Genomic DNA, 25,607 nt, shown 5'->3' on the forward strand with positions numbered 1-25,607 from the left:
GGCCTGAGGAGAGAAGTGCATGACGCAAGTCACGGTGAAAGAACTGGCCCAAGAGGTCGAGGCACCGGTAGAGCGCCTGCTGCAGCAGATGCGTGAGGCAGGTCTGCCGCACACCGACGCCGGTCAGGTAGTGACCGACAATGAGAAGCAGACCTTGCTGACTCATTTGAAGAGCAGCCACAAGAGCAAGGCGGAAGAGCCGCGCAAGATTACCTTGCAGCGCAAAACCACCAGCACCCTGCGTGTCGCCGGTAGCAAGAGCATCAGCGTAGAAGTACGCAAGAAGAAAGTATTCGTGCAGCGCAGCCCGGAAGAAATCCAGGCTGAGCAGAAGCGTGAGCTGGAAGAGCGCCGCGCGGCTGAAAACGCCGCTCGCGAGAAGGTCGAGGCCGAAGTTCGCCAGCGCAACGAAGAGCAGGCTCGCCGTCAGGCCGCCGAAACCGCTGCTGCAGCCCCTGCGCCTGCCGCCAAGCCAGAGGCGGCACCTGCCGCTGCCCCGGCCCCGGTAGTTGCCGACGCCCCGGCGTCCGAAGACGCCGCAGCCCGTGCTGCCGAGCGCAAGAAGGACGAAGCCCGTCGCAACGAAGGCCGCACCCGTGACGAAGACCGTCGTGGTGGCGAGCGTCGTGGCGAGGCCCCGCGCGTGTCGATCAAGGTCAAGGTCAAGGAGAAGGAAAAGGCTCCGACTCCTCGTGCCGCACCGCGCACCACCGATGAAGAGAGCGATGGCGTACGCCGTGGCCGGGGTGGCAAGAGCAAGCTGAAGAAGCGCAACCAGCACGGCTTCCAGAACCCGACCGGTCCAGTCATCCGTGACGTGACCATCGGCGAGACCATCACCGTCTCGGAACTGGCCCAACAGATGTCGGTCAAGGCCGCTGAAGTGGTCAAGTTCATGTTCAAACTGGGTACCCCGGTCACCATCAACCAGGTGCTCGACCAGGAAACCGCTCAGCTGGTCGCCGAAGAACTGGGCCACAAAGTGACCCTGGTCAGCGATACCGCCCTGGAAGACTCCCTGGCCGAATCGCTGAAGTTCGAAGGTGAAGTCGAATCGCGTGCGCCGGTCGTTACCGTCATGGGTCACGTTGACCACGGTAAGACCTCGCTGCTCGACTACATCCGTCGTGCCAAGGTTGCCGCTGGCGAAGCCGGTGGTATTACCCAGCACATCGGTGCCTACCACGTGGAAACCGACCGCGGCATGGTCACCTTCCTCGATACCCCAGGCCACGCTGCGTTCACCGCGATGCGTGCCCGTGGTGCCAAGGCTACCGACATCGTCATCCTGGTGGTGGCGGCGGACGACGGCGTGATGCCGCAAACCCGCGAAGCCGTTCAGCATGCCAAGGCAGCTGGCGTTCCGCTGGTGGTTGCAGTGAACAAGATCGACAAGCCGGGTGCCGATATCGATCGCATCCGCAACGAGCTTGCTGTCGAAGGCGTGACCTCCGAGGACTGGGGTGGTGATACTCCGTTCGTCAAGGTTTCGGCCAAGATGGGTACCGGCGTCGACGAACTGCTCGAGGCTGTACTGCTGCAGGCCGAGATCCTGGAACTGACCGCTACCCCGACCGCTCCAGGTCGTGGTGTGGTTGTCGAATCTCGCCTGGACAAGGGCCGTGGCCCGGTGGCGACCATCCTGGTTCAGGACGGTACCCTGCGTCAGGGCGACATGGTCCTGTGCGGTTCCAACTATGGCCGCGTGCGCGCCATGCTCGACGAGAACGGCAAGCCTGTGAAGGAAGCCGGCCCTTCGATCCCGGTCGAAATCCTCGGCCTGGACGGTACCCCGGAAGCCGGTGACGAGCTGTCCGTGGTTGCCGACGAGAAGAAGGCTCGTGAAGTTGCCCTGTTCCGTCAAGGCAAGTACCGCGAGGTCAAGCTGGCCCGTGCTCACGCCGGCAAGCTGGAAAACATCTTCGAGACCATGGGTCAGGAAGAGAAGAAGACCCTCAACATCGTCCTCAAGACCGACGTGCGTGGTTCCCTGGAAGCACTGCAGGGTTCGCTGTCGGGCCTGGGCAACGACGAAGTTCAGGTGCGCGTGATCGGTGGCGGCGTCGGTGGTATCACCGAAAGCGACGCCAACCTGGCGCTGGCTTCGAATGCAGTACTGTTCGGCTTCAACGTGCGTGCCGATGCCGGCGCGCGCAAGATCGTCGAGCAGGAAGGTCTGGATATGCGTTACTACAACGTGATCTACGACATCATCGAAGACGTCAAGAAGGCCCTGACCGGCATGCTCGGCAGCGATGTTCGCGAGAACATCCTGGGTGTCGCCGAAGTACGTGACGTGTTCCGTTCGCCGAAGTTCGGCGCCATCGCTGGCTGTATGGTCATCGAGGGTACCGTGTACCGCAACCGTCCGATCCGCGTACTGCGCGAAGACGTTGTGATCTTCGAAGGCGAACTGGAGTCGCTGCGTCGCTTCAAGGACGACGCCTCCGAAGTACGTAACGGCATGGAGTGCGGTATTGGCGTGAAGAGCTACAACGACGTCAAGGTCGGCGACAAGATCGAAGTCTTCGAGAAAGTCCAGGTTGCTCGTACCCTTTAAAGGTGAGCAGGGCGCCAGCCCCCGCCGCAGGGCGGTGGGCAGCGCCTCAGTAGGTAGCGCCCGGTCAGGCTTCAGCCTGACCGGGCGTTTGCCGCTTTAAGTTACAGGTAGCAAGAATGGCAAAAGAATATAGCCGTACCCAACGCATCGGCGACCAGATGCAGCGCGAGCTGTCGGAGCTGATCCGCCGTGAAGTCAAAGACCCGCGCGTCGGCCTGGTGACCATCACTGCCGTCGATGTCAGCCGTGATCTTGGCCACGCCAAGGTGTTCATCACCGTGATGGGCCAGGACGGCGCCGACGCCGTACCGCAGACCCTCAAGGCCCTGACCAGCGCCGCGAGCTTCCTGCGCCTGCACCTGGGCCGTGTGATGCAACTGCGCAGCGTGCCGCAACTGCACTTCCACTTCGACGAAAGCGTCAGCCGTGGTGCCCACCTGTCGGCACTGATCGAGCGCGCGGTCGCCGAAGACCGTCTGCACAAGGATGCCGACAAGCTGGACGCCGAGGAGTAAGCGGTGGCCCAGGTCAAACGTATCCGCCGCAACGTCAGCGGCATCATCCTGCTCGACAAGCCGCTGGGCTTCACCTCCAACGCCGCCCTGCAAAAGGTGCGCTGGCTGCTCAATGCGGAAAAGGCCGGTCACACCGGCAGCCTCGATCCGCTGGCAACCGGCGTGCTGCCGCTGTGCTTTGGCGAAGCGACCAAGTTTTCGCAGTACCTGCTCGATTCCGACAAGGGCTACGAAACGGTCATGCAGATGGGGCAGACTACCAACACCGGCGATGCCGAAGGTGAAGTGCTGCAGACCCGTGAGGTGACCGTTGGTCGCGCCGACATCGAGGCCCTGCTGCCGCGTTTTCGTGGCCAGATCAGCCAGATACCGCCGATGTACTCGGCGCTCAAGCGTGATGGCCAGCCGCTTTACAAGCTGGCACGTGCAGGAGAGGTAGTGGAGCGCGAGGCGCGTTCTGTTACTATTGGCCGCTTGGAGTTGCTCGAGTGCGAAGGCACCCGTGCACGGCTGAGCGTAGGATGCAGTAAAGGCACCTATATCCGCACCCTGGTGGAGGATATCGGTGAGGCCCTTGGCTGTGGCGCCTATGTCGCCGAGCTGCGCAGGACCCAGGCCGGGCCTTTCGCGCTGGCACAGACGGTCACCCTCGAGGAACTCGAACAGGCCCATGCCGAAGGCGGCAACGAAGCGCTCGACCGCTTCCTGATGCCTTCGGACAGCGGCCTGCAGGACTGGCCACTGGTGTGCCTGTCCGAGCACAGTGCGTTCTACTGGCTGCATGGGCAGGCGGTACGCGCGCCGGACGCGCCGCAATTTGGCATGGTCCGGGTACAGGATCACAATGCGCGCTTCATCGGTATCGGTGAAGTGAGCGAAGACGGGCGCATTGCGCCGCGTCGGCTGATTCGGTCGGAATGACCGAAACCGCGGGGTCGGGCAATTGCCAGGCCCCACGGCACCAAGGGTGGCTGTCAGTAGGCACGGTCACACCTTTTTTATTAATACAGGGATTTGTCCCTGGCCTATTGGACCCCGCATGCGGGATCCGTTATCAGGAGAAGCCAAATGGCCCTCAGCGTTGAAGAAAAAGCTCAGATCGTTGCCGAATACCAGCAAGCCGCCGGCGATACCGGTAGCCCGGAAGTGCAGGTTGCTCTGCTGACCGCCAACATCAACAAGCTGCAAGGCCACTTCAAGGCCAACGATAAAGACCACCACTCCCGTCGTGGTCTGATCCGTATGGTCAACCAGCGTCGTAAGCTGCTGGACTACCTGAAGGGCAAAGACACCACTCGTTACAGCGCCCTGATCGGTCGCCTGGGTCTGCGTCGCTAATAGCGGCCTGGCCAGTGGTGTGCATGGCGTGTCGCAGGCTTCGGCAGGGCTGTTTTGCAGTGCTGCCGTTGGACACGCCACGCGTATCTCCGAGGTTGGCAGCCTGGCAATGCTGAGCGGATTTTCCGCTTGGTGCCAGGCTCCCAGCCTCGTGTTGTATCTGGACGGTCAATGGGGCCGATTCCCCGTTCTGCCCAAGAATTCGCAAGAAACCAGTTCCCCCAGAGCCACTGAAAAAAGGTAGGAAACCGTGAACCCGGTAATCAAGACATTCCAGTTCGGTCAGTCGACCGTTACTCTCGAAACGGGCCGTATTGCCCGTCAGGCAACCGGCGCCGTGCTGGTTACCGTCGACAACGACGTCACCGTGCTGGTGACCGTGGTCGGTGCCAAACAGGCCGATCCAGGCAAGGGCTTCTTCCCGCTGTCGGTCCACTACCAGGAAAAGACCTACGCCGCCGGCAAGATCCCGGGTGGCTTCTTCAAGCGTGAAGGCCGTCCTTCCGAGAAAGAGACCCTGACCTCGCGCCTGATCGACCGTCCGATCCGTCCGCTGTTCCCGGAAGGCTTCATGAACGAAGTGCAGGTTGTCTGCACCGTGGTTTCCACCAGCAAGAAGACCGACCCGGACATCGCTGCGATGATCGGTACCTCGGCCGCCCTGGCCATCTCCGGCATTCCTTTCGAAGGCCCGATCGGCGCCGCTCGCGTTGCCTTCCACGAAAGCACCGGCTACCTGCTGAACCCGACCTACGAGCAACTGGCTGCCTCGAGCCTGGACATGGTCGTTGCCGGTACCGAATCGGCTGTACTGATGGTTGAGTCGGAAGCCAAAGAGCTGACCGAAGACCAGATGCTGGGCGCCGTGCTGTTCGCCCACGACGAATTCCAGGCCGTGATCCAGGCCGTCAAGGAACTGGCTGCCGAAGCCGGCAAGCCGACCTGGGACTGGCAGCCAGCCCCGGCCAACGTCGAGCTGATGAACCTGGTACGCGCCGAGTTCGGCGAAGCCGTTTCGCAGGCCTACACCATCACCCAGAAGGCTGACCGCTACAATCGCCTGGGCCAGCTGCGCGACGAGGCTGTTGCCCGTCTGAGCAACGAAGAGACCGGCCCGTCCGCCGGCGCCATCAAGGAAATCTTCGGCGAGCTGGAATACCGCACCGTCCGTGAGAACATCGTCAACGGCAAACCGCGTATCGACGGTCGTGACACCCGCACCGTGCGCCCGCTGAACATCGAAGTCGGCGTATTGCCGAAGACTCACGGTTCGGCGCTGTTCACCCGTGGCGAAACCCAGGCCCTGGTCGTTGCGACCCTGGGTACTGCCCGTGACGCCCAGCTGCTGGACACCCTGGAAGGCGAGAAAAAAGACCCGTTCATGCTGCACTACAACTTCCCGCCATTCTCGGTGGGTGAGTGCGGTCGCATGGGCGGCGCTGGCCGTCGTGAAATCGGCCACGGCCGCCTGGCCCGTCGTGGCGTGCAGGCCATGCTGCCGAGCGACAGCGAGTTCCCGTACACCATCCGCGTGGTATCGGAAATCACCGAATCCAACGGTTCCAGCTCCATGGCTTCGGTCTGTGGTGCTTCCCTGGCCCTGATGGACGCTGGTGTACCGATGAAGGCACCGGTTGCCGGTATCGCCATGGGCCTGGTCAAGGAAGGTGACAAGTTCGCCGTCCTGACCGACATCCTGGGTGACGAAGACCACCTGGGCGACATGGACTTCAAGGTAGCCGGTACCGCCAAGGGTGTTACCGCGCTGCAGATGGACATCAAGATCAACGGTATCACCGAAGAGATCATGGAGATCGCCCTGGGCCAGGCCCTGGAAGCGCGCCTGAATATCCTCGGCCAGATGAACCAGATCATCGCCCAGTCGCGTAGCGAGCTGTCGGCCAACGCCCCGACCATGATCGCGATGAAGATCGACACCGACAAGATCCGTGACGTCATCGGTAAAGGCGGCGCCACCATTCGCGCCATCTGCGAAGAGACCAAGGCTTCGATCGACATCGAAGACGATGGCTCGATCAAGATCTTCGGCGAAACCAAGGAAGCGGCAGATGCTGCCAAGCAACGCATCCTGGGCATTACCGCCGAAGCCGAGATCGGCAAGATCTACGTCGGCAAGGTCGAGCGCATCGTCGACTTCGGTGCGTTCGTAAACATCCTGCCTGGCAAGGACGGCCTGGTGCACATCTCCATGCTGAGCGATGCTCGCGTCGAGAAGGTCACCGACATCCTGAAAGAAGGCCAGGAAGTCGAAGTACTGGTACTGGACGTGGATAACCGCGGCCGTATCAAGCTGTCGATCAAGGACGTTGCCGCGGCCAAGGCCTCGGGCGTCTAAGCGACCGCCACGCAACAGGAAAAGGGCCCTTCGGGGCCCTTTTTTCATGGGCGAAAGGGAACCTTTTGCGGACTTGCATCTTGCATGCAGGTTTACCGTGCAGATTGCAAAATGCACGACGACGGGAATGCTGGTTTTTCGCTAACTTATTGATTTTAAAGGAAAAAGTCGAGACGGAAAAGCTGGCACAGCGCATGCAACTACCTCCATATCTGACGCCAGGACATACGGCGCAGACCTTTCGAAAAAACAGGAGTGACTCACATGAAGAAGTTCGCCATTGCTGCCGCTACTGCTACCGCCCTGACCCTGACCATGGCTAACGGCGCATTCGCTGCGGAGCCAACCCAGGCTCCAGTCATGTTGGCTGCCAACACCGTGGATAACGCCAAGCAGGAAGGTTCCGACACCTGGATCACTACCAAGGTGAAAGCGGACTTGCTGACTGAAAAAGGTATTCCAGGCAGCGACATCAAAGTCGAGACCAGCCAAGGCGTCGTCTCGCTGTCGTCTGACGTGGCGATCACTCAATCCCAGAAAGAAGAAGCAGTACGCATCACCAAGAACATCAAGGGCGTGAAAAGCGTCATGTCTGACGGCCTGAAAGCCGAATAAGGAATGTCCCGTCGGCCAAACGGATTTGGCCACCTTCGCTCCGAGCCCCGGCTATTTGCCGGGGCTTTTCATTGGCGGCTAGTACACCGGGTTACGCGCGATCACATCGCTCTCGAAGCATTCTTGCTCGACGATCAGCGGCTCGACCAATGGCCGGCTATCGCGAAAGTGCGCGGTCTGGGTATGCGCTTCATAGGCTGCATCGTCGCGGTAGATCTCGTACAGGTAGATCACCTCCGGGTCGACGCGGTCCTGCGACACATCGAACACCAGGCAACCAGGTTCGGTGGAGACGGAAGCCGCGGCATTGACCTTGATCGCGGTCAGGAAATCCTCGGCGCAACCGGACTTCACACGGGTCTTGATGAACAGACTATACACAAGGCTCTCCTTTTGTTTTAAATTCTATTGTGAATTGTATACAAAAATGGAGCCTCGCCAATGTCCGAATTGCCTGCACGCCCTGGCCGCCTGAACGGCCTGCGCCATATTGCCTTGTTGGTGCCCAACCTGGAGGAGTGCGAACGCTTCTACGTCGATGTGCTGGGCATGGAAGTGCTGAAGCGCGCCAACGAAGACCTGGTGTATCTCACTTGTGGTAACGACAACCTGTCGCTGGGGCGCGGGGCTGGGGCGGCCAATGGGTTGCAGACCTTGGACCACTATGGGTTCATCGTCGATAGCGTGGAGGAGCTGGAGGCCTGGTACCAGTATTTCAAGGCCCATGGCGTGACCCTGCTGGACCGGCCGTTCAACCATGGTGACGGGGCGCGCAGCTTCCACCTGCTGGACCCGGCAGGGAACAAGGTGCAGCCGTTGTACCACCCGGCGGTGTCGGGGCAGCGGTTGGTGTGAGGCCTGTACCGGTCTCTTCGCGGGCTTGCCCGCTCCCACAGGGATCGCGCACAGCTCAAGGCCGGCGCATACCTTGTGGGAGCGGGTTTACCCGCGAAGAGGCCAGCCCTGCTAGTAGAAGTTACTCGGCATCCAGATGCATCGGCGTCACCACCCGCCCATCGCTCTCGGCCTGGCCCAGGTTGGTATCGATGAAGTACACCCGGTCATCTTCCAGCTGGCCTTTGTCCACCAGGTAATCCTTGATGCTGCTGGCCCGCTCCTGGCCAAGTGTGCGCAGCAGCGCAGTACTTTCGGCCCAGGACTTGATCACCGCCTCGCGCAGCTTGGCGGTGCGCTCGTCGCGGCCCAATTGCTCCCATTCCGCAGGCGGCTGTTGCTTCAGGCGGTTACGGTAGATGCCTTCGAGCATCGCCGGTTTTTCGCTGTCGTCGACCACCAGCATCGAGGCATTGGCCGGCACCTTGTCACCGCGGCGCTGCAGGATCTTGTACCAGGTGGCCTGGTACTCACGCTCCAGGCGCTGCTGGGCGATCAGCGGGCCGTCGCTGGCCTGGGCGCTGGTGCCTTCGATTTCCAGGCGCAGCTCCGGGCGTTCCTTCAGGGCCGACGCCAATTTGTCCAGCGATGCCTGGGCGTCGCCACTAAGCTCGCTGGAGCCCGGGGCGAAGGACACATTGCCCAGATCTTCCGAGCCACCGCCGGCAACCAGCCCGCCAATGAACTTGAACGGCGCCTGCGCCGCACGCAACACCAGGTTGCGCAGGGTTTGCCAGACGATCGGCATCACGCTGAACTGCGGGTTGTTGAGGTCTCCGGATACCGGCAGCTCGATCGAGATCTTGCCTTCTGTATCCTTCAGCAGTGCCACCGCCAGGCGGATAGGGAGGTCCACTGCGTCCGGGCTGTCGACCTTCTCGCCCAACTGCAACTGCTCAACCACCACCTTGTTCTCGGCCTTCAGCTGGCCATTGGTGATCAGGTAATGCAGGTCGAGGTTGAGCCGGCCCTTGCGGATACGGAAGCCGGCGAACTTGCCGGAGTAGGGGGTGAGTGTGGTCAGCTCGACCCGCTTGAAGCTGGTGGCGATGTCCAGGCTGGCCAGCGGGTTGAACGGGTTGAGGGCGCCTTTGATGGTGACCGGCGCGTAGCGGTCGACCTTGCCCTTGACGTCGACCTTGGCCGGCACCGGCTTGCGATTGTCGATGGTGCCGATCCTGCCGTTCAGCTGCTGGATGGCCGTGGCGAAGTTGGGGGTGAGGGACAGGTCGGCGAAGTTGGCCGAGCCGTCGTTGATGTCGATCTGGCCGATGTGGATGCCCAGCGGCTTGTCGTTGCCGGCGGAGGCCGGCTTGGCCTGGCTGGTCGCCGGGGCGCCGGCCGGCTGCGGGATCAGCAGGTCGTTGATGTTGGTCGTGCGGTCTTCGTTGATGATGAAACGCGCATAGGGTTGCAGCAGGGTCACTTTGTCGATCGACAGCGCATCGCCGTGCACGTAGGACAGGCCGTCGACGTTCACCTGTTGCCATTTGACGAAGTCACGGCTCTTGATGGTGTCGAGGGTGTGCAGCTGGCTGACCTGTGCCTTGCCGGTAACACTGAAGGCCAGTGGTGAGGTGTTCTTCAGGTCGACCTTGAGGTCGCTGGCGAGCATGCCGCTGCGCAGCTCCAGCAGGATGAACGGGCTGATATAGGCCTGGGTCACTCGCAGGTCGATATCGCGGGTGCTCACGTCCAGCTTAGCCCAGATGGGCGCCAGGTTGACCTGGCCGGCCGCCTGAAGCTTGCCTTGCTTGCCCACGCCGGTATCGAGCTTGAGGTTGAAGGGCGACTTGTTGAGACTGTCGAAACCTTGCAGGTCGGCGTTGAGCGGGCCGACGTCGAGGGCCACCGGCTCCTTCTGAGTACGGTCCGCCAGGTGCACCAGGTAGTTACGCAGTTGCACGTCCTTGAGCAGCACCTGCCAGGGTTTGCTCGGCTCCTTGGCGGCTTGCTGTTCGGGCGTGGGCTCGGCGGCGGCCGGTTCGGCCTTTTCCTTCGGCGTAGCCTTGGCCGGCTGGCTGGCGAACAGTTTCTGCCAGTCGAGCTGGCCGTCCTTTTCCAGCGCGGCCCAGGTTTCCAGTTTTTCGCTGCGGATCTTGCCCACGGTGACCAGCTGCTTGACCAGGTCGACCGAGGTTTCGCTTACTTCCAGGCTGGCCAGGCGTGCCAGCGGGCGGCCATCCGGGGCCTTGATGGCAAACGGGGCGATGCGCACCGACGCGTTGTCCAGCAACAGTTCGGTCTGCTTGGCGAGGTTGAGCTTGTAATGGGTGTCGAGGCTGACCACGCCGTCTTCCAGCACCAGTGGCACGGCATCGCGCACATAGGGCCAGAATGCCTTCATCTTGCCTTCGGTGATCTTCAGTGTGCCTTCAGAGGCGATTGGCGCCAGGCTAAGGGTGCCTTTCCAGTCGATGCGCCCGCCGTTGGGGCCGATGGCCACCAGGGTCATGTCGGCATTGTCGTTGGGCAGGGTGCTGAGGTTTTTCAGCTCCAGGTTCATGTTGTCGTAGAGGAACTCGATCGGTTCGCTCGGGCGCAGGTCCTCGAAGTGCAGGTAGCCATCGCTGAGCTTGATGCTGCCGATGCGTAGCGGGAACGGGTCGCTGGGTGGCTCGTCAGTCTTGGCTTCGCTGGCTGGCAGTTTGAACAGGCGGGTCAGGTTGAGAGTACCGTCCTTGGCGAACAGCACTTCGTTGCGCGGTTTGACCAGTTCCACTGCGTCCAGGTGCAGGGCACCGCTCCATAGACTGTCGAGCGAAAGGTTGGCGTACAGCCGGTCGAAGCCGACCTGCTCCTTGCCAGGCTCGCCGATCTGCAGGCCCCACAGTGTCAGCTCGAGGCTGAAGGGGTTGAATTCGATCCGTTCGAGGTGGGCAGGCACGGTTGCGTACTGGGCCAACTGTTGGTTGGCGATGCGCAGCGCGACACCGGGGAGAACGAAAAAGCCAAGAAGGCTGTAGAGGGCTACCAGGGCCAGCAGTGCGCCAGCGGCGCGAGTCAATCCTTTGTACATGTGTCGCTTCGTCTGTCTAAGCAGGAGAGCTTGGAGTATGGCACGTTAAATCAGTTCCGCTGAGGTGACCAGTTGACCTCATTCAATACCCATGCGCCGTTTGGCCCGGTGCGCCGAGCCGTCACGCATCGCCCAGCGCAGTACTGGCGCAGTGCGTTGCAGGCCCAGGCGGATCATGCGCCGCTGCAACGGACCGTGCTGTAGCCCGAGCATGGTCTGGGCCCAGCCCGGCAGCAGGTCGACGCCGGCGTGCAGCATCAGCTTGCCCACCGGCTGTGCCAAGCGGCTGGGGGCGGGGGCATCGAGCAGGATGCCGACCACCTCATGGCTGCGTGCGTCGCAGTGCAACTGCGGACGCATGCGCTGCAGATAGTCCTCGACCTGCTGGCACGAGCGCGGCACGTCGCGGGCGCCAAGGCGCTCGGCAATCAATGCGATCTCTGCGTAGTAGGCATCCTGCTCGGCGCGCGCAAGGTGCGGGTTGCGGTAACGCAGGTGGGCGGCGAGAAAGCTGCTGACTTCCGCCACGTGCACCCAGGTCAGCAGGTCCGGGTCGCTGGCCGCATACGGGCGGCCATCCGGCGCGGTGCCGGTTACCTGCAGGTGGATGGTACGCACCTTGTCGATCAGCCACTCGGCATCGCGGGTGGCGCCGAAGGTGGTGCCCGAGATGAATTGGCTGGTGCGGCGCAGGCGACCGAGCAGGTCTTCACGGAAGTTGGAATGGTCCCACACCCCGGCCAGGGCCAGCGGGTGCAGCAACTGCAGCATGAGGGCACTGATGCCACCGACCAGCATGCTCGGGAAGTCGCCATGTATCCGCCAGCTGATGCTGTGCGGGCCGAACAGCCCGGGGTCACCTTTGGGCGATTCCAGGTCGAGCTGGCCGAGGGCCAGCCCGGTAAGGCTCATGACCTGGGTTTCGATGCGGCGGCGAAGGGCTTCCATGGCGACCTGTGGTTCAGGGCGGCCATGGGCAACGGCCGCCGGTTACTGGTTGAGGCGTTTGTCGATCAGGCCCTGCACCACGCTGGGGTCGGCCAGGGTCGAGGTATCGCCCAGGTTGTCGAGTTCGTTGCAGGCGATCTTGCGCAGTATACGCCGCATGATCTTGCCTGAGCGTGTCTTGGGCAGCGCCGGAGCCCACTGGATCAGCTCGGGCTTGGCGAAACTGCCGATTTCCTTGCTGACCAGGGCCAGTAGCTCGGCCTTGAGCGCGTCGTCCGGTGTTACACCATTCATCGGTGTGACGAAGGCGTAAACGCCTTGGCCCTTGAGGTCGTGGGGGTAACCGACCACCGCCGCTTCGGCAACGCTCTCATGCAGCACCAGCGCGCTTTCCACTTCGGCGGTACCGATACGATGACCGGAAACGTTGATCACGTCATCGATACGCCCGGTGATCCAGTAGTCTCCATCGGCATCGCGGCGGGCACCGTCGCCGGTGAAGTAATAGCCGGGCATCGGCTTGAAGTAGGTGTCGACCATGCGCTGATGGTCGCCATAGACACTTCGGATCTGCCCGGGCCAGCTGGCCTTGATCGCCAGCAGGCCGGCACCGGGGCCCTCGATGAGCTTGCCCTTTTCGTCCAGCAGCACTGGTTGTACGCCGAACATGGGCTGGGTGGCACAGCCGGGCTTGAGCGACTGCGAGCCGGGCAGCGGGGTGAGCATGATGCCGCCTGTCTCGGTCTGCCACCAGGTATCGACGATGGGGCAGCGCTTTAGCCCGACTTCTTCGAAATACCACTCCCAGGCTTCCGGGTTGATCGGCTCGCCGACGCTGCCCAGCAGGCGCAGGCTCTGGCGTGAAGTACTCTGCAGCGGCGCGGAGCCCTCGCGCATCAACGCGCGCAGGGCGGTCGGGGCGGTGTAGAAGATGTTCACCTTGTGTTTGTCCACCACTTGCCAGAAGCGCGAGGTGTCCGGGTAGTTGGGCACGCCTTCGAACATCAGCGAGATCGCGCCATTGGCCAGCGGGCCATAGACGATGTAGCTGTGGCCGGTTACCCAGCCGACATCGGCGGTGCACCAGAACACCTCGCCGTCACGGTAGTCGAACACCACCTTGAAGGTGAGGGTGGCCTGCAGCAGGTAGCCGCCGGTAGTGTGCAGCACGCCTTTGGGTTTGCCGGTGCTGCCGGAGGTGTAGAGGATGAACAGCGGGTCTTCTGCACCCATCGGCTCGGGAACGCAGTCGTCGCCGGCCTTTTCCGTTGCCTCGTGGTACCAGAGGTCACGGCCTTCGGCCCAGACGATATCGCCGCCGGTACGGCGCACCACGAATACGCTGCTGACCGCGGGGCAACTGGCCAGGGCCTTGTCGACGTTCTGCTTCAGTGGGATGCGTTTGCCGCCGCGCACACCTTCATCGGCGGTGATCACCGTACGGCAGTCGGCATCGAGGATACGGTCGCGCAAGGCATCGGGCGAGAAGCCGCCGAACACCACCGAGTGGATGGCACCGATGCGGGTGCAGGCAAGCATGGCGAAGGCGGCCTCGGGGATCATCGGCATGTAGATGCACACCCTGTCGCCTTTCTTCACCCCGCGTGCTTTCAATGCATTGGCCAGGCGGCAGACCTGGCGGTGCATTTCGCGGTAGGTGATGGTCTTGGAATCCTTGGGGTCATCGCCTTCCCACAGCAGGGCGGTCTGTTCGCCGCGTCGGGCCAGGTGGCGGTCGATGCAGTTGTAGCTGACGTTGAGCTGGGCGCCGTCGAACCAGCGGGCGCTGCCGGTCTTCAGGTCGCATTGCTGCACGCTCGACCAGGGCTTGAACCACTCCAGGCGCTTGGCCTGTTCGGCCCAGAATGTGTCGGGGTCATCCACCGACTGGCGGTAGAGGCGGCGGTACTCGTCGGGGGTTAGGGCGGCGGACTGGCTGACGGCCAGGGCCTGGGGGTAGTTGCGGATATCGAACATGGCGGGTGGTCCTGCTCTTGTAAGGGGCGATGGACTGCAACGGCTATTCGATAGGACAGTGTAGCTGGGAGAGGTGTTCAACCTGAGCCGGCCTCTTCGCGGGCTCGCCCGCTCCCACAGGTACTGAACAGTTCTTGAGGCCTGTACGGTACCTGAGGGAGCGGGCGAGCCCGCGAAGAAGTTGGCGAAGGTTTCAGATCAACCGCGGTGACGGCCGCGGAAGTAGTTGATCAGGCCTTGGGTGGAACCATCTTCGGCGCTGTCTTCCAGGCTGCCGACCAGGCGTTGGTAAACGCCCTTGCCCAATTCTTTGCCCAGCTCCACGCCCCACTGGTCGAAAGCGTTGATGCCCCAGATCACGCTCTGCACGAACACCTTGTGCTCGTACATCGCCACCAGCGCGCCCAGGCGGCGCGGGCTGATGCGTTCCACCACCAGGGTGTTGCTCGGGCGGTTGCCCGGGATCACCTTGTGCGGGGCCAGCTTTTCGATGTCCGCTTCGTTCAGGCCTTTGCCACGCAGCTCTGCCTCGGCTTCCTCGCGGGTTTTGCCCAACATCAGCGCCTGGCTCTGCGACAGGCAGTTGGCGTACAGCCACTGATGATGGTCGGCCACCGGGTTGAAGCTCACCACCGGCACGATGAAGTCGGCCGGAATCAGCTGAGTGCCCTGGTGCAGCAGCTGGTGGTAGGCATGCTGGCCGTTGCAGCCGACGCCACCCCAGATAACCGGACCGGTGTCGGTCTTCACCGGGGTGCCGTCCTGCAGCACGCTCTTGCCGTTGGACTCCATGTCCAGCTGTTGCAGGTGCTTGGTGATGTTGCGCAGGTAGTGGTCGTACGGCAGGATCGCGTGACTCTGGGCGCCCCAGAAGTTGCCGTACCACACGCCCAGCAGGGCCAGCAGCACCGGCATGTTCTTGTCGAACGGCGCGGTCTGGAAGTGCTGGTCCATGGTGTAGGCACCGGACAGCAGTTCCTTGAAGTTGGCGGTACCGATGGCCAGGGCGATCGGCAGGCCGATGGCCGACCACAGCGAGTAGCGACCGCCCACCCAGTCCCACATCGGGAAGATGTTTTCTTCGCGGATGCCGAAGGCCACGGCGGCGGCCTTGTTGCTGGAAACGGCGATGAAGTGGCGGTACAGCTCGGCTTCCGAGCCGCCCTGGGCCAGGTACCAGGTACGCGCGGCCATTGCGTTCTTCAAGGTCTCGAGGGTGTTGAACGACTTCGACGAGACGATGAACAGGGTGGTTTCGGCGCGCAGGTTGGCCGACAGCTCGTGGAACTCACTGCCGTCGATGTTCGCCAGGTAGTGGCAGCGCACGCCGCGCTGGGCGTAGGGCAGCAGCGCCTCGGACACCAGCTCGGGGCCGAGGAACGAGCCACCGATGCCGATGTTGACCACGTCGGTGATCGGTTTTTCGCTGTAGCCGCGCCACAGCCCGTCGTGGATGCGGCCGACCAGTTCGGTGATCTGGTTGAGTACCTTGTGTACTTCCGGCATGACGTTCACGCCGTTGACGCTGAGCTTGTCGCCTACCGGCCGGCGCAGGGCGGTGTGCAGCACCGGGCGACCTTCGGAGGCGTTGATGATTTCGCCGCTGAACATCGACTTGATGGCGTCCTGCAGGCCCACTTCGTTGGCCAGGTTCACCAGCAGGTCGCGGCTTTGTTCGGTGATCAGGTTTTTCGAGTAGTCGAGGAACAGGCCGCAGGAGCTCAGGGAGAACTGGTCGAAGCGCTTGGTATCGGCGGCGAAGGCTTCGCGCATGCTGAAACCTTGCATGGCGTCGCGGTGTTGCTGAAGCGCCTGCCAGGCGGGCAGGGCCGTGACATCGTGGGGTGTACGGTAATACGCCATTGCGCGGGGTTCCCTTGGTGCGTGGTGAGACCTTGGACACGGCACTCATTGCCGGGTTCAGGCTGGCACCATTATAGGCAAAGGCCACTTGCAGGGAATGGGTAAGGCGGGGGAATTTGGGGGCGCTTTGCGCCCCACTCGCAGCACAAGGCTGCTCCTACAGAAGAAGGTGGTTTCTGTAGGAGCAGCCTTGTGCTGCGAATGGGCTGCAAGGCAGCCCCGGGCCGTTACGCGGTCTTCTCTTCCAGATGAAGGTACAGGTTGTCGATCAACCGTGTGTTACCCAGGTAAGCCGCCGCAATCACCACTAGGTCTCGATCATCGATCACTGCCGGGCGCAGGCTCACGGCATGACGCACTTCCAGGTAATCCGGCCGGAAACCCGCGGCGGTCAACTGCGCCTTGCCTTCGGCAACCAGTGCGGCAAAGTCCCGCTGGCCATGGCGGATGGCCCCAGCGATATGCTGTAGCGTGCGGTACAGCGCAGGTGCCGTAGCACGCTGCTCCGGCGTGAGGTAGCCGTTACGCGACGACAGCGCCAGGCCGTCCTCGGCCCGCACGGTGGGCTCGCCGATGATCTGGATCGGCATGTTCAGGTCGCGCACCATGGCGCGGATCACCGCCAGCTGCTGGAAGTCCTTTTCACCGAACACGGCAAGGTCGGGCTGGACCATGTTGAACAGCTTGCTGACCACGGTGGCCACGCCTTCGAAATGACCGGGCCGGCTGGCGCCGCACAGGCCTTCGGAAAGGTGGGGTACGCTGACGCGGGTTTGCACGCTCATGCCGTCGGGGTACATCTCTTCGACGCTGGGCGCGAACAGCAGATTGCAGCCAGCCTGGAGCAGGCGCTCCTGGTCGGCGGCCAGGGTGCGCGGGTACTTGTCGAGATCTTCGTTGGCGCCGAACTGCAGCGGGTTGACGAAGATGCTGGCGACCACGAAATCGGCGCGCTGTGCAGCCTTGGTCACCAGGGCGGCATGGCCGCTGTGCAGGTTGCCCATGGTAGGCACGAAGCCGATGCGCTTGCCTTCACCGCGGGCGCGGGCGACTGCGGCGCGCAGTTCACGGACGGTCTTGACTGTATTCATGCACTGAACCCGTGTTCGCTGCCTGGGAAGCTGACTTGCTTGACCGCCTCGACGTAAGCGACGAGGGCGCTGTGGATATCCGGCTGGCCTTGCATGAAGTTCTTCACGAACTTCGGTACGCGGCCGCTCAGCGACAGGCCGAGCATGTCGTGCAGGACCAGGACCTGGCCATCGGTGCCGCTGCCGGCGCCAATGCCGATCACCGGGATGGATACGGCACTGGTGATTTCCGCCGCCAGTTCGCTGGGCACGCATTCGAGCAGCAGCATGGCTGCACCGGCCTGTTCCAGGGCGATCGCGTCGGCGCGCATCTGCCGGGCCTGGGCTTCCTGGCGGCCCTGGACCTTGTAGCCGCCCATCACGTTGACAGTCTGCGGTGTCAGGCCCATGTGCGCGCATACTGGCACGCCACGCTCGGCCAGCAGGCGGATGGTCTCGGCCAGCCAGGCAGCGCCTTCGATCTTGATCATGTGGGCGCCGGCCTGCATCAGCGTGGCGCTGTTGGCAAAGGCCAGCTCTGGTGTAGCGTGCGCCATGAACGGCAGGTCGGCAAGGATCAGCGCACCGTCGTTGCCACGTTTGACGCTGGCTGTATGGTAGGCCATGTCTGCGGTGGTCACCGGCAGTGTGCTGTCGTGGCCTTGCAGGACCATGCCCAGCGAGTCGCCCACCAGCAACACTTCGACACCGGCCTGGCTGGCAGCCTTGGCGAAGGTCGCGTCGTAGCAGGTCAGCATGGTGATTTTTTCACCCTTGGCCTTGAGGCCATTGAGGGTGGTCAGGGTTACTTCAGGCATGTAGGAAATTCCTCGTTCAGGCGCTGTAAGAAACGACTGCATTCAACGCGTGTAGTCATTTTCCGGAGCGGCACATCATCGCGCGTGATGTTCGGGCACAGGTCCGTCCGGGCCTAAATACGGGTATGCGGCACTTTGGTGCCACACGGGACGCCTATAGTCGTGAGCGAGGTGGGGGAAGTCAATCACCCTGTTACCGCATTGTTACGATCAGGGTGTTACTGGCGTTACCGCGCCAGTGTGCAAGGCTGGAACGCCCGGTTTACAGGCGTTCCAGGCCGACGAACGGGCAGTCGTCAAGCAGTTGCGCAAGGGCGCGGCCGTCGGCCAGGCGGAAATCGCCCGGTACCAGTTCCGCCAGCGGGTACAGCACAAAAGGCCGGGCATGCATGTGGTAATGCGGTACTTTCAGGCGCGGCTCATCAAGCACCTGGTCGCCGAACAGCAGGATGTCCAGGTCCAGTGTGCGCGGGCCCCAGCGTTCCTTGCGCACGCGGCCCTGATCGTTCTCGATGGCCTGCAGTGCATCGAGCAGGGCCAGCGGTGGCAGGGCGGTGTCCAGGGCGGCGACGGCGTTGGTGTAGCGCGGCTGGCCGGGCAGCAGCGAATCGCTGGTGTACAGGGCCGAGGCCGCCACCAGGCGTGTGGCTTCGACCTGGTCGAGGGCCTGCAAGGCTCTGCGCAGCTGCTCGGCAGGTGCGTCCAGGTTGCTGCCCAGGCCGATATAGGCGCGGGTACTCACTCGAACGCCTCGTCGCCACTGCGCTTGCGCTTGCCACCGCTGCGCTTGCGTTTGCGCGGGCCGGCGCCGGTGCCTTCGTCACGGCTGCCCAGTTCGCGGATCATCTCGCGGCGCTCGCTGTCGTTGGCATCCTGGTAGTCGGTCCACCACTGGCCGAGGTCGTCGGTTTCTTCCCCGGCGCTTTCGCGCAGCAGCAGGAAGTCGTAGCCGGCGCGGAAGCGCGGGTTGTCCAGCAGCATGTCGGCGCGCTTGCCGCTGCGGCGTGGCAGGCGTTCCTGCATGTCCCAGATCTCGCGGATCGGCAGGGTGAAGCGCTTGGGGATGGCGATACGTGCGCATTGTTCGGCGATCAGGTCGTGGGCCGCACCGTTCATGGCCGGGATAGGCGGCACGCCCTGGTTCTGCAGGTGCAGCACGCGGGCCGGCAGGGCTGGCCACAGCAGCGCGGCGAAGAGGAAGGCCGGGGTTACCGGTTTGCCTTGCTTCACGCGCAGGTCGGTGTTGTTCAGCGCTTGGCTGATCAGCGTGTGGGTGTAGGTCGGGCGCTCGTCCAGGGCATGCGAACTGGCCGGGAACAGCGGCTCGAACAACTGAAGGTCGACCAGCATTTCGAAGACGATGGCGCCCTGGCCGGAAAGGAACAGCTTGAGGCTCTCTTCGAACAGGCGCGCTGGCGGAATTTCGCGCAGCAGTGGGGCCAGCTCTCGAATCGGCTGGACCGTATGTTTTTCGATGCCGAAGTCGAGCTTGGCGGCGAAGCGCACCGCGCGCAGCATGCGCACCGGGTCTTCCTGATAGCGGTGGGTAGGGTCGCCGATCAGGCGCAGCAAGCGGTTGCGGATATCGTGCACGCCGTTGGCGTAGTCGAGGATGCGCTCGCTGACCGGGTCGTAGTACAGGGCGTTGATGGTGAAGTCGCGACGTTGCGCGTCCTCTTCCAGGGTGCCGTACACGTTGTCACGCAGAATGCGGCCACTGGCATTGTGCGACGAACGGTGGCTGTCGCCCTGGTCGTCTTCCGAATGGTGGGCGCGGAAGGTGGCGACTTCGATGATTTCACGTCCGAAATGCACGTGGACCAGCTTGAAGCGGCGGCCAATGATGCGTGCGTTGCGGAACTCGGCACGGACCTGTTCAGGGGTGGCACTGGTGGCGACGTCGAAGTCTTTCGGCGTGATGCCCAGCATCAGGTCGCGGACACAGCCACCGACCAGGTAAGCCTGGTAACCGGCGCTCTGCAGGCGTTCCACGATGTTCACCGCATGGCGGCTGAACTGGTGGCGTTGCAGCGAGTGCTGGCTCTTGTTGATCACCTCAGGCGTGGTGCGCCTGTGGTGCGGGCCCGGTACGGGCGGGCGGAACGACTGGAACAGCTTCTTCAGCATGGGATGCACTGTTTGAAGGAATGTTCGGCCAAGAATAGGAGAATGGCCGCATGATGGGCGGGGATTCTAGCATTTACTCAAGGAATGGTGTAGGCGGGTAGCAGGATGCCTGCCAGAAGGGTAGAAACGACAAGGGGAGCCTAAGCTCCCCAAGAAGTCGTTGCGTGCTCTTATTGTTTTTCTGCTGGGCTTCTTGTTTTTGTTGAGTGCCCTGTCCACAAATCTCGAAGCTTGTGGACGACCCACAATCCAGGGGTTAAGAGCAAACGGATTGCTTTGGTCGCTGATGTCACGTTGATCTGTCGATCCAACCAGTTCAGGCGCTGCTTTTAGTGCAGTTTTTGTTGTTCTCTGCCTGGTTGTGGGGCAAGCCCCAAACACGCATCCTCTCCAAAAGAATCAGTTAGCTGCGCCTCCGCCGTCTTGTTTTTATTGTGCGTGAGCCGTTTCGTCTTGTTCTTATTCTGAGTTGCAGTGCTTGTTATTGTTCTTGTACCAGACATATAGCAGGTGCCGTGCCAACTTTTGCAAACTCAGTAAAATCAAGGGGTTGGAGGTGGCGAGCAGTTTTTCAGCGGTCGAAAATGTCGAAATTTCGTTACCGTACGCCTCGGGAACTGTTACGGCGGAAAGCTTGGGTAACAGATTTTTGCGGGGGCTGATGTGTTACCGGGGTGTGTGCGCTGGCTTTGCTGGCCCTTTCGCGGGCACGCCCGCTCCCACAGAGACTGCGCAGGTTTCGCTAAATCTCGGTAAGCCGGCTTCTACAAGGATTGCACCACCCTTGAGGGCAGTGAGATTTCTGTGGGAGCGGGTTCACCCGCGAAGAGGCCGGAACGGCAGATAGAGAGGGATCAGGGCAGGAGGAACCTCCCGCCCAGGCAGCGCGGTTACTCGCTGGTAGCGTTGCTCTTGCGCCGCGGGATACCCAGGCGCTGGCGGCGTTCCCACAGGCACTTGCGGCTGACCCCGAGCTTGCGGGCCAGCTCGGTCTCGGTCATGTGGTCCTGGTGCTCGAGCACGAAGTGCTGGAAGTAATCTTCCAGCGACAGGTCCTCGGTAGGCTCATGGCTGGCATTGGCCGTACTGGCCCCGACTAGGGCGTTATCGAGGATTTCGTCCTCTTCCAGGTCACCCAGCTCAATGTCGATGCCCAGCAGGTCGGCGGAAATTTCCGCACTCTCGCTGAGGATCACCGCGCGCTCAACGGCGTTTTCCAGCTCTCGCACGTTACCCGGCCAGCTGTAGTGACGAATGGCCTGCTCGGCTTCGGCCGAGAAGTGCAGGTCGTCGCGGCCGATGCGCGCGCTCTGGCGGGCTAGGAAGGCGCTGGCAATCTCGTTGACGTCGCTGCCGCGCTCGCGCAGGGCAGGCAATTTCAGGGCGATCACGTGCAGGCGGTAATACAGGTCTTCACGGAACTGGCCGGCCTTGGCCAGGTTCTTCAGGTCGCGGTGGGTCGCGGCGATCAGGCGTACATCGACCTTTTGCGACTGTACCGAACCCACCCGGCGAATCTCGCCTTCCTGCAGCACGCGCAGCAGGCGGGCCTGGGCTTCCAGCGGCAGTTCGCCGATTTCGTCGAGGAACAGGGTACCGCCATCGGCAGCCTCCACCAGGCCAGCGCGCCCGGCGCTGGCGCCGGTGAACGCGCCTTTCTCGTGGCCGAACAGCTCGGACTCGATCAGTGTCTCGGGAATGGCCGCACAGTTCACCGAAATCATTGGTGCCTTGGCCCGACGCGACAGGTTGTGCAGGGCGCGTGCGACCAACTCTTTACCGGTGCCCGACTCGCCCTGGATCAGCACGTTGGAATCGGTGGGCGCGACCTTGCGGATCTTGCTGTACATGTCCTGCATCGGCGGGCACGAGCCGATGATGCCGATTTCGCCATTGGCGGCTGCCGCGCTGCCTTTGTCGGCCGGGGCGGCCTTGCCATTGGTGGCGCGTGGCTCGGCCGCCGGTGCGGCAGCCGGAGCGTTCTGCCGGTCGCGCAGGATACGCGCCACCGCTTGCAGCATCTCGTCGTGGTCGAAGGGCTTGGCGATGTAGTCCACCGCGCCCATTTTCATCGAGTCTACCGCCGAGCGCAGGCTGGCGTAGCTGGTCATGATCAGCACCGGGGTGCCTTGGCCGAGCTTGATCAGTTCGGTGCCGGGTGCGCCTGGCAGGCGCAGGTCGCTGACGATCAGGTCGAAGGTGGCAATGCTGAAGCGTTCCTGGGCTTCCTGCACCGAGCCGGCTTCGCTGACCTGGTACTGGTTCCGTTCGAGCAGGCGACGCAAGGCCGAGCGGATGATGGTTTCGTCTTCGACGATCAGAATGTGCGGCATTGATTCAATTCTCTCGACGGTCTCGAATTTCAGGGGACGTCGCTACGACATGCCGGGGCAGGGTCACGCGGATCCGGGTGCCACGTTGCCGTTCGATATCGGCCGGGCTGTCGATGGTGATTTGCCCATAATGCTCTTCCACGATGGAATAGACCAGAGCAAGCCCCAGTCCGGTTCCTTCGCCCGGGTCCTTGGTGGTGAAGAAGGGTTCGAACAGGCGGTCCATGATGTTCTTCGGGATCCCGCTGCCCTCATCTTCGACGATCAGGTCGACGGTGTGCTCGCTGACTTCGCTGCGCACGCGCACGGCGCTGCCGGGCTTTGATGCGTCGCGGGCGTTGGAGAGCAGGTTGATCAGCACCTGGGCCAGGCGCTGCGGGTCCCCTTCGGCCCAGTGCTCCGGGTCGCAGAGGTTGAAGAACTGTACTTCGAAATTGCGCCGGTTCAACGCCAGCAGACCGATGGCGTCCTGCGCCACTTCGGCCAGGCATACCGGTTCTTCGCTGTTCTGGTGGCTGCCGCCGGCATGGGCGAAACTCATCAGCGACTGGACGATGCGCGATACCCGCTTGGTCTGTTCGAGAATCTGGCTGGACAGCTCGATGATTTCGCCATCGCCCTCACGCTCTTCGCGCAGGTTCTGCGCCAGGCAGGCGATGCCGGTGATCGGGTTGCCGATTTCGTGGGCCACGCCGGCGGCCAGACGGCCGATGCTGGCCAGGCGTTCGGAGTGCACCAATTTGTCTTCCAGGGCCTGGGTTTCGGTAAGATCCTCCACCAGCAGTACCAGGCCGCTGTTGCCCGGGGCCAGCGGCTCGTCGATGGCCGCCTTGTGCAGGTTCAGCCAGCGCGGCTGGCCGTCCAGCGCCAGGCGCTGCTTGTGCAGGTGCTCGTCTGGCACGTTGATGAAGCCTTGCAGCAGGCCGCGCCAGGGTTCGCTGATGGTGACCAGGCGCGAGCCGACCACGTGCTTGGCGGCGATGCCGGTGAGCTCTTCCATGGCCTTGTTCCACATCAGGATTTCCTGGTCCTTGGCCAGCGAGCAGACGCCCATGGGCAGTTCCTGCAGGGTCTGGCGGTGGTAGCGGCGCAGGGCGTCAAGCTCGGCGGCCAGGCCGGTCAGGCGCGAGTGGTAGTCTTCCAGGCGGCTTTCGATGAAGTGGATGTCCTCGGTCACGTAGTTTTCGTTACCGGACTTGTACGGCAGGAAGGTCTCGACCATGTCCTGGGCCACGCTCGGCCCCATCAGGCCGGACAGGTTGGCCTCGATGCGGTCGCGCAGGCGGCGCAAGGCATAGGGGCGGCGCTCGTCGAACGGCAGGTAGAGATCGCGCAGGGCCTGTTCCACTTCCTTCTGTGCGGCCTTGGCGCCCAGCGGCTTGGCCAGTTGGGTGGCGAACTCCTGTGGCGAGGCGGCGTGCAGCTCGCGGCGTTGCGGGCGGCGCACATTGTCCACTGCGCAGGCTTCGGCGGCGCTTACCTCTTCGTTGCTGGCGTTGGTGAACAGCGAGATCAGGGTGAACAACAGCACGTTGGCCGCCAGCGAGGCGATGGCCGCCATGTGCCAGCTGGTGTCGTCCAGCACGTAGATCATGTCCAGCAGCGGGATGTAGAAGCCCTGCAGGTTGCCCAGCAATGGCAGCAGCATGGTCACCATCCACACCAGGGTGCCGGCCAGCAGGCCGGCGATGAAGCCACGGCGGTTGGCAGTCGGCCAGTACAGTACCGACAGCACGCCCGGCAGGAACTGCAATGTGGCCACGAAGGCGACGATGCCCAGGTTGGCCAGGCTCTGGTGGTTGTTCTGGGTGAGGTAGAACATGAAGCCGGCGGTGATGATGGCGACGATCAGCGCGCGGCGGGTCCACTTCAGCCAGCGGTAGATGTTGCCTTCGGCCGGCGGCTGGTACAGCGGCAGCACCAGGTGGTTGAGGGCCATGCCCGACAGCGCCAGGGTTGTGACGATGATAAGCCCGCTGGCGGCCGACAAGCCGCCGATGTAGGCCAGCAGCGCCAGTGCCTGGTTGTTGGCGGCAAGCCCCAGGCCCAGGGTGAAGTATTCGGGGTTGGTGGTGGCGCCCAGGCGCAGGCCGGCCCACAGCACCAGCGGCACGGCCAGGCTCATCAGCAGCAGGAACAGCGGCAGGCCCCAGCTGGCGCTGACCAGCGAGCGCGGGTTGAGGTTTTCGGTGAAGGCCATGTGGTACATGTGCGGCATGACGATGGCCGAGGCGAAGAACACCAGTAGCAAGGTGCGCCATGGGCCTTCCTGCAGCGGCGTATGCAGAGCGGCCAGGGCGGTCTGGTTCTGCAGCAGCCACACTTCCAGTTCGTGCGGGCCGCCGAACACGCCATACAGGGCATACAGGCCGATACCGCCCAGGGCCAGCAGCTTGATCACCGACTCGAAGGCGATGGCGAACACCAGCCCTTCGTGCTTTTCGCGTGTGGCGATGTGCCGCGAGCCGAAGAAGATGGTGAACAAGATGATGAGCGTACAGAAGGCGAAGGCCACACGTGCCTTGACCGGCTCACCGGTAAGGATGCTGATCGAGTCGGCTACCGCCTGGATCTGCAGGGCCAGCAAGGGCAGAACGCCGATGAGCATGATGATGGTGGTCAGCGCCCCGGCCCAGGTGCTGCGAAAGCGGAACGCCAGCAGGTCGGCCAACGAGGACAGCTGGTAGGTACGGGTGATCTTTAGGATCGGATAGAGCAGCACTGGCGCCAGCAGGAACGCGCCGGACACCCCCAGGTAACAGGCAAGGAAGCCGTAGCCGTACTGGTAGGCCAGGCCCACCGAGCCATAGAAGGCCCAGGCACTGGCGTATACGCCCAGCGACAGGGTGTAGGTCAGCGGGTGGCGAATGATCGAGCGCGGGATCAACCCCCGCTCGCTGATCCAGGCCACACCGAACAGCACCATGAGGTACGCGGCGCTGATCAGGATCATCTGGGTCAGGCTAAAGCTCATCGGCATCTCGTTGGCTCTGCAGGATGAAGGTGACGACGATCAGGATCAGCCAGAGCAGGTAAGGGCGATACCAGGCTCCGGTCGGTTCGATCCACCAGTCCATGATGGCCGGGGAGAACAGGTAGATCCCCACGACCAGAAGCAGGACCAAACGATAGATGTACATGCTGGCCTCGATGGTTGGGCGCTGCGGGCTTGGA

Annotated in this window: 19 protein-coding genes; 7 read left to right on the top strand and 12 right to left on the bottom strand. The window is 62.8% G+C overall.

Annotated features, from left to right (window positions below; genetic code table 11):
• Positions 1–19 precede the first annotated feature (19 nt).
• From infB to WM94_RS13335, 6 genes are all read left to right on the top strand, one after another.
• On the top strand, positions 20–2,560 hold the full coding sequence (gene infB / locus WM94_RS13310) for a translation initiation factor IF-2 (protein WP_024087764.1): 2,541 nt from the start codon (positions 20–22) through the stop codon (positions 2,558–2,560).
• 116 nt (positions 2,561–2,676) lie between these two features.
• A complete protein-coding gene (gene rbfA / locus WM94_RS13315; protein WP_003258061.1) occupies positions 2,677–3,075 on the top strand; it encodes a 30S ribosome-binding factor RbfA in 399 nt (132 codons plus the stop codon).
• Positions 3,076–3,078: 3 nt separating this feature from the next.
• A complete protein-coding gene (truB, locus tag WM94_RS13320; protein WP_013974284.1) occupies positions 3,079–3,996 on the top strand; it encodes a tRNA pseudouridine(55) synthase TruB in 918 nt (305 codons plus the stop codon).
• 147 nt (positions 3,997–4,143) lie between these two features.
• The gene (rpsO, locus tag WM94_RS13325) at positions 4,144–4,413 is read left to right on the top strand and encodes a 30S ribosomal protein S15 (protein ID WP_003249971.1); all 270 of its coding nucleotides are present in this window, start codon (positions 4,144–4,146) and stop codon (positions 4,411–4,413) included.
• Between the two features lie 250 nt (positions 4,414–4,663).
• Positions 4,664–6,769: a polyribonucleotide nucleotidyltransferase gene (gene pnp, locus WM94_RS13330; protein WP_013974283.1), complete on the top strand. Its 2,106-nt coding sequence runs from the start codon at positions 4,664–4,666 to the stop codon at positions 6,767–6,769.
• A 264-nt stretch (positions 6,770–7,033) separates the two neighbouring features.
• Positions 7,034–7,384 carry a BON domain-containing protein gene (locus tag WM94_RS13335; protein ID WP_013974282.1) on the top strand — a complete coding sequence of 117 codons (351 nt, stop codon included), beginning with the start codon at positions 7,034–7,036 and terminating at the stop codon, positions 7,382–7,384.
• A 78-nt stretch (positions 7,385–7,462) separates the two neighbouring features.
• On the opposite strand, the gene WM94_RS13340 is transcribed toward WM94_RS13335, so the two are convergent.
• On the bottom strand, positions 7,463–7,765 hold the full coding sequence (locus tag WM94_RS13340; protein WP_061551382.1) for a putative quinol monooxygenase: 303 nt from the start codon (positions 7,763–7,765) through the stop codon (positions 7,463–7,465).
• 60 nt (positions 7,766–7,825) lie between these two features.
• Between WM94_RS13340 and WM94_RS13345 the strand changes: the two genes are divergently transcribed.
• The gene (locus WM94_RS13345; RefSeq protein WP_061551383.1) at positions 7,826–8,239 is read left to right on the top strand and encodes a VOC family protein; all 414 of its coding nucleotides are present in this window, start codon (positions 7,826–7,828) and stop codon (positions 8,237–8,239) included.
• Between the two features lie 121 nt (positions 8,240–8,360).
• Here WM94_RS13345 and WM94_RS13350 read toward each other — a convergent pair whose 3' ends face one another.
• The 11 genes from WM94_RS13350 to WM94_RS30120 form a co-directional block, all read right to left on the bottom strand.
• Positions 8,361–11,297 carry a DUF748 domain-containing protein gene (locus tag WM94_RS13350; RefSeq protein WP_061551384.1) on the bottom strand — a complete coding sequence of 979 codons (2,937 nt, stop codon included), beginning with the start codon at positions 11,295–11,297 and terminating at the stop codon, positions 8,361–8,363.
• A gap of 78 nt (positions 11,298–11,375) precedes the next feature.
• Positions 11,376–12,245: an oxygenase MpaB family protein gene (locus tag WM94_RS13355; protein WP_061551385.1), complete on the bottom strand. Its 870-nt coding sequence runs from the start codon at positions 12,243–12,245 to the stop codon at positions 11,376–11,378.
• 42 nt (positions 12,246–12,287) lie between these two features.
• Complete coding sequence (acs, locus tag WM94_RS13360) at positions 12,288–14,222, bottom strand: acetate--CoA ligase (RefSeq protein ID WP_061551386.1); 1,935 nt, start codon at positions 14,220–14,222, stop codon at positions 12,288–12,290.
• 198 nt (positions 14,223–14,420) lie between these two features.
• Positions 14,421–16,085 (bottom strand): glucose-6-phosphate isomerase, encoded by a 1,665-nt coding sequence (gene pgi, locus WM94_RS13365; RefSeq protein WP_061551387.1) that lies wholly within the window; start codon positions 16,083–16,085, stop codon positions 14,421–14,423.
• Positions 16,086–16,312: 227 nt separating this feature from the next.
• On the bottom strand, positions 16,313–17,176 hold the full coding sequence (gene panC / locus WM94_RS13370; protein ID WP_061551388.1) for a pantoate--beta-alanine ligase: 864 nt from the start codon (positions 17,174–17,176) through the stop codon (positions 16,313–16,315).
• Positions 17,173–17,973 carry a 3-methyl-2-oxobutanoate hydroxymethyltransferase gene (gene panB, locus WM94_RS13375; protein ID WP_061551389.1) on the bottom strand — a complete coding sequence of 267 codons (801 nt, stop codon included), beginning with the start codon at positions 17,971–17,973 and terminating at the stop codon, positions 17,173–17,175. Before panB ends, panC begins: the two co-directional genes overlap by 4 nt.
• 262 nt (positions 17,974–18,235) lie before the next feature.
• Positions 18,236–18,715 carry a 2-amino-4-hydroxy-6-hydroxymethyldihydropteridine diphosphokinase gene (folK, locus tag WM94_RS13380; RefSeq protein WP_061551390.1) on the bottom strand — a complete coding sequence of 160 codons (480 nt, stop codon included), beginning with the start codon at positions 18,713–18,715 and terminating at the stop codon, positions 18,236–18,238.
• Positions 18,712–20,100 carry a polynucleotide adenylyltransferase PcnB gene (locus tag WM94_RS13385; protein WP_015271847.1) on the bottom strand — a complete coding sequence of 463 codons (1,389 nt, stop codon included), beginning with the start codon at positions 20,098–20,100 and terminating at the stop codon, positions 18,712–18,714. Before WM94_RS13385 ends, folK begins: the two co-directional genes overlap by 4 nt.
• Before the next feature lie 890 nt (positions 20,101–20,990).
• Positions 20,991–22,433: a sigma-54 dependent transcriptional regulator gene (locus WM94_RS13390; RefSeq protein WP_061551391.1), complete on the bottom strand. Its 1,443-nt coding sequence runs from the start codon at positions 22,431–22,433 to the stop codon at positions 20,991–20,993.
• A gap of 4 nt (positions 22,434–22,437) precedes the next feature.
• Positions 22,438–25,413 (bottom strand): sensor histidine kinase, encoded by a 2,976-nt coding sequence (locus WM94_RS13395; RefSeq protein ID WP_023661523.1) that lies wholly within the window; start codon positions 25,411–25,413, stop codon positions 22,438–22,440.
• On the bottom strand, positions 25,397–25,573 hold the full coding sequence (locus WM94_RS30120) for a hypothetical protein (protein WP_003250005.1): 177 nt from the start codon (positions 25,571–25,573) through the stop codon (positions 25,397–25,399). Before WM94_RS30120 ends, WM94_RS13395 begins: the two co-directional genes overlap by 17 nt.
• Positions 25,574–25,607: the final 34 nt, after the last annotated feature.

The organism is Pseudomonas sp. ABFPK (genome assembly GCF_001586765.1).
GTDB lineage: Bacteria > Pseudomonadota > Gammaproteobacteria > Pseudomonadales > Pseudomonadaceae > Aquipseudomonas > Aquipseudomonas asiatica.

Bases quoted from the DNA above. Each gene is read 5' to 3' on its own strand.
- WM94_RS13335 (WP_013974282.1), top strand. From the start codon at position 7,034: ATGAAGAAGTTCGCCATTGCTGCCGCTACTGCTACCGCCCTGACCCTG.
- panC (WP_061551388.1), bottom strand. From the start codon at position 17,176: ATGAATACAGTCAAGACCGTCCGTGAACTGCGCGCCGCAGTCGCCCGC.
- WM94_RS13385 (WP_015271847.1), bottom strand. From the start codon at position 20,100: ATGCTGAAGAAGCTGTTCCAGTCGTTCCGCCCGCCCGTACCGGGCCCG.
- panB (WP_061551389.1), bottom strand. From the start codon at position 17,973: ATGCCTGAAGTAACCCTGACCACCCTCAATGGCCTCAAGGCCAAGGGT.
- infB (WP_024087764.1), top strand. From the start codon at position 20: ATGACGCAAGTCACGGTGAAAGAACTGGCCCAAGAGGTCGAGGCACCG.
- WM94_RS13395 (WP_023661523.1), bottom strand. From the start codon at position 25,413: ATGCCGATGAGCTTTAGCCTGACCCAGATGATCCTGATCAGCGCCGCG.
- rpsO (WP_003249971.1), top strand. From the start codon at position 4,144: ATGGCCCTCAGCGTTGAAGAAAAAGCTCAGATCGTTGCCGAATACCAG.
- WM94_RS30120 (WP_003250005.1), bottom strand. From the start codon at position 25,573: ATGTACATCTATCGTTTGGTCCTGCTTCTGGTCGTGGGGATCTACCTG.
- rbfA (WP_003258061.1), top strand. From the start codon at position 2,677: ATGGCAAAAGAATATAGCCGTACCCAACGCATCGGCGACCAGATGCAG.
- acs (WP_061551386.1), bottom strand. From the start codon at position 14,222: ATGTTCGATATCCGCAACTACCCCCAGGCCCTGGCCGTCAGCCAGTCC.
- WM94_RS13390 (WP_061551391.1), bottom strand. From the start codon at position 22,433: ATGCCGCACATTCTGATCGTCGAAGACGAAACCATCATCCGCTCGGCC.
- pgi (WP_061551387.1), bottom strand. From the start codon at position 16,085: ATGGCGTATTACCGTACACCCCACGATGTCACGGCCCTGCCCGCCTGG.
- WM94_RS13355 (WP_061551385.1), bottom strand. From the start codon at position 12,245: ATGGAAGCCCTTCGCCGCCGCATCGAAACCCAGGTCATGAGCCTTACC.
- WM94_RS13350 (WP_061551384.1), bottom strand. From the start codon at position 11,297: ATGTACAAAGGATTGACTCGCGCCGCTGGCGCACTGCTGGCCCTGGTA.
- WM94_RS13345 (WP_061551383.1), top strand. From the start codon at position 7,826: ATGTCCGAATTGCCTGCACGCCCTGGCCGCCTGAACGGCCTGCGCCAT.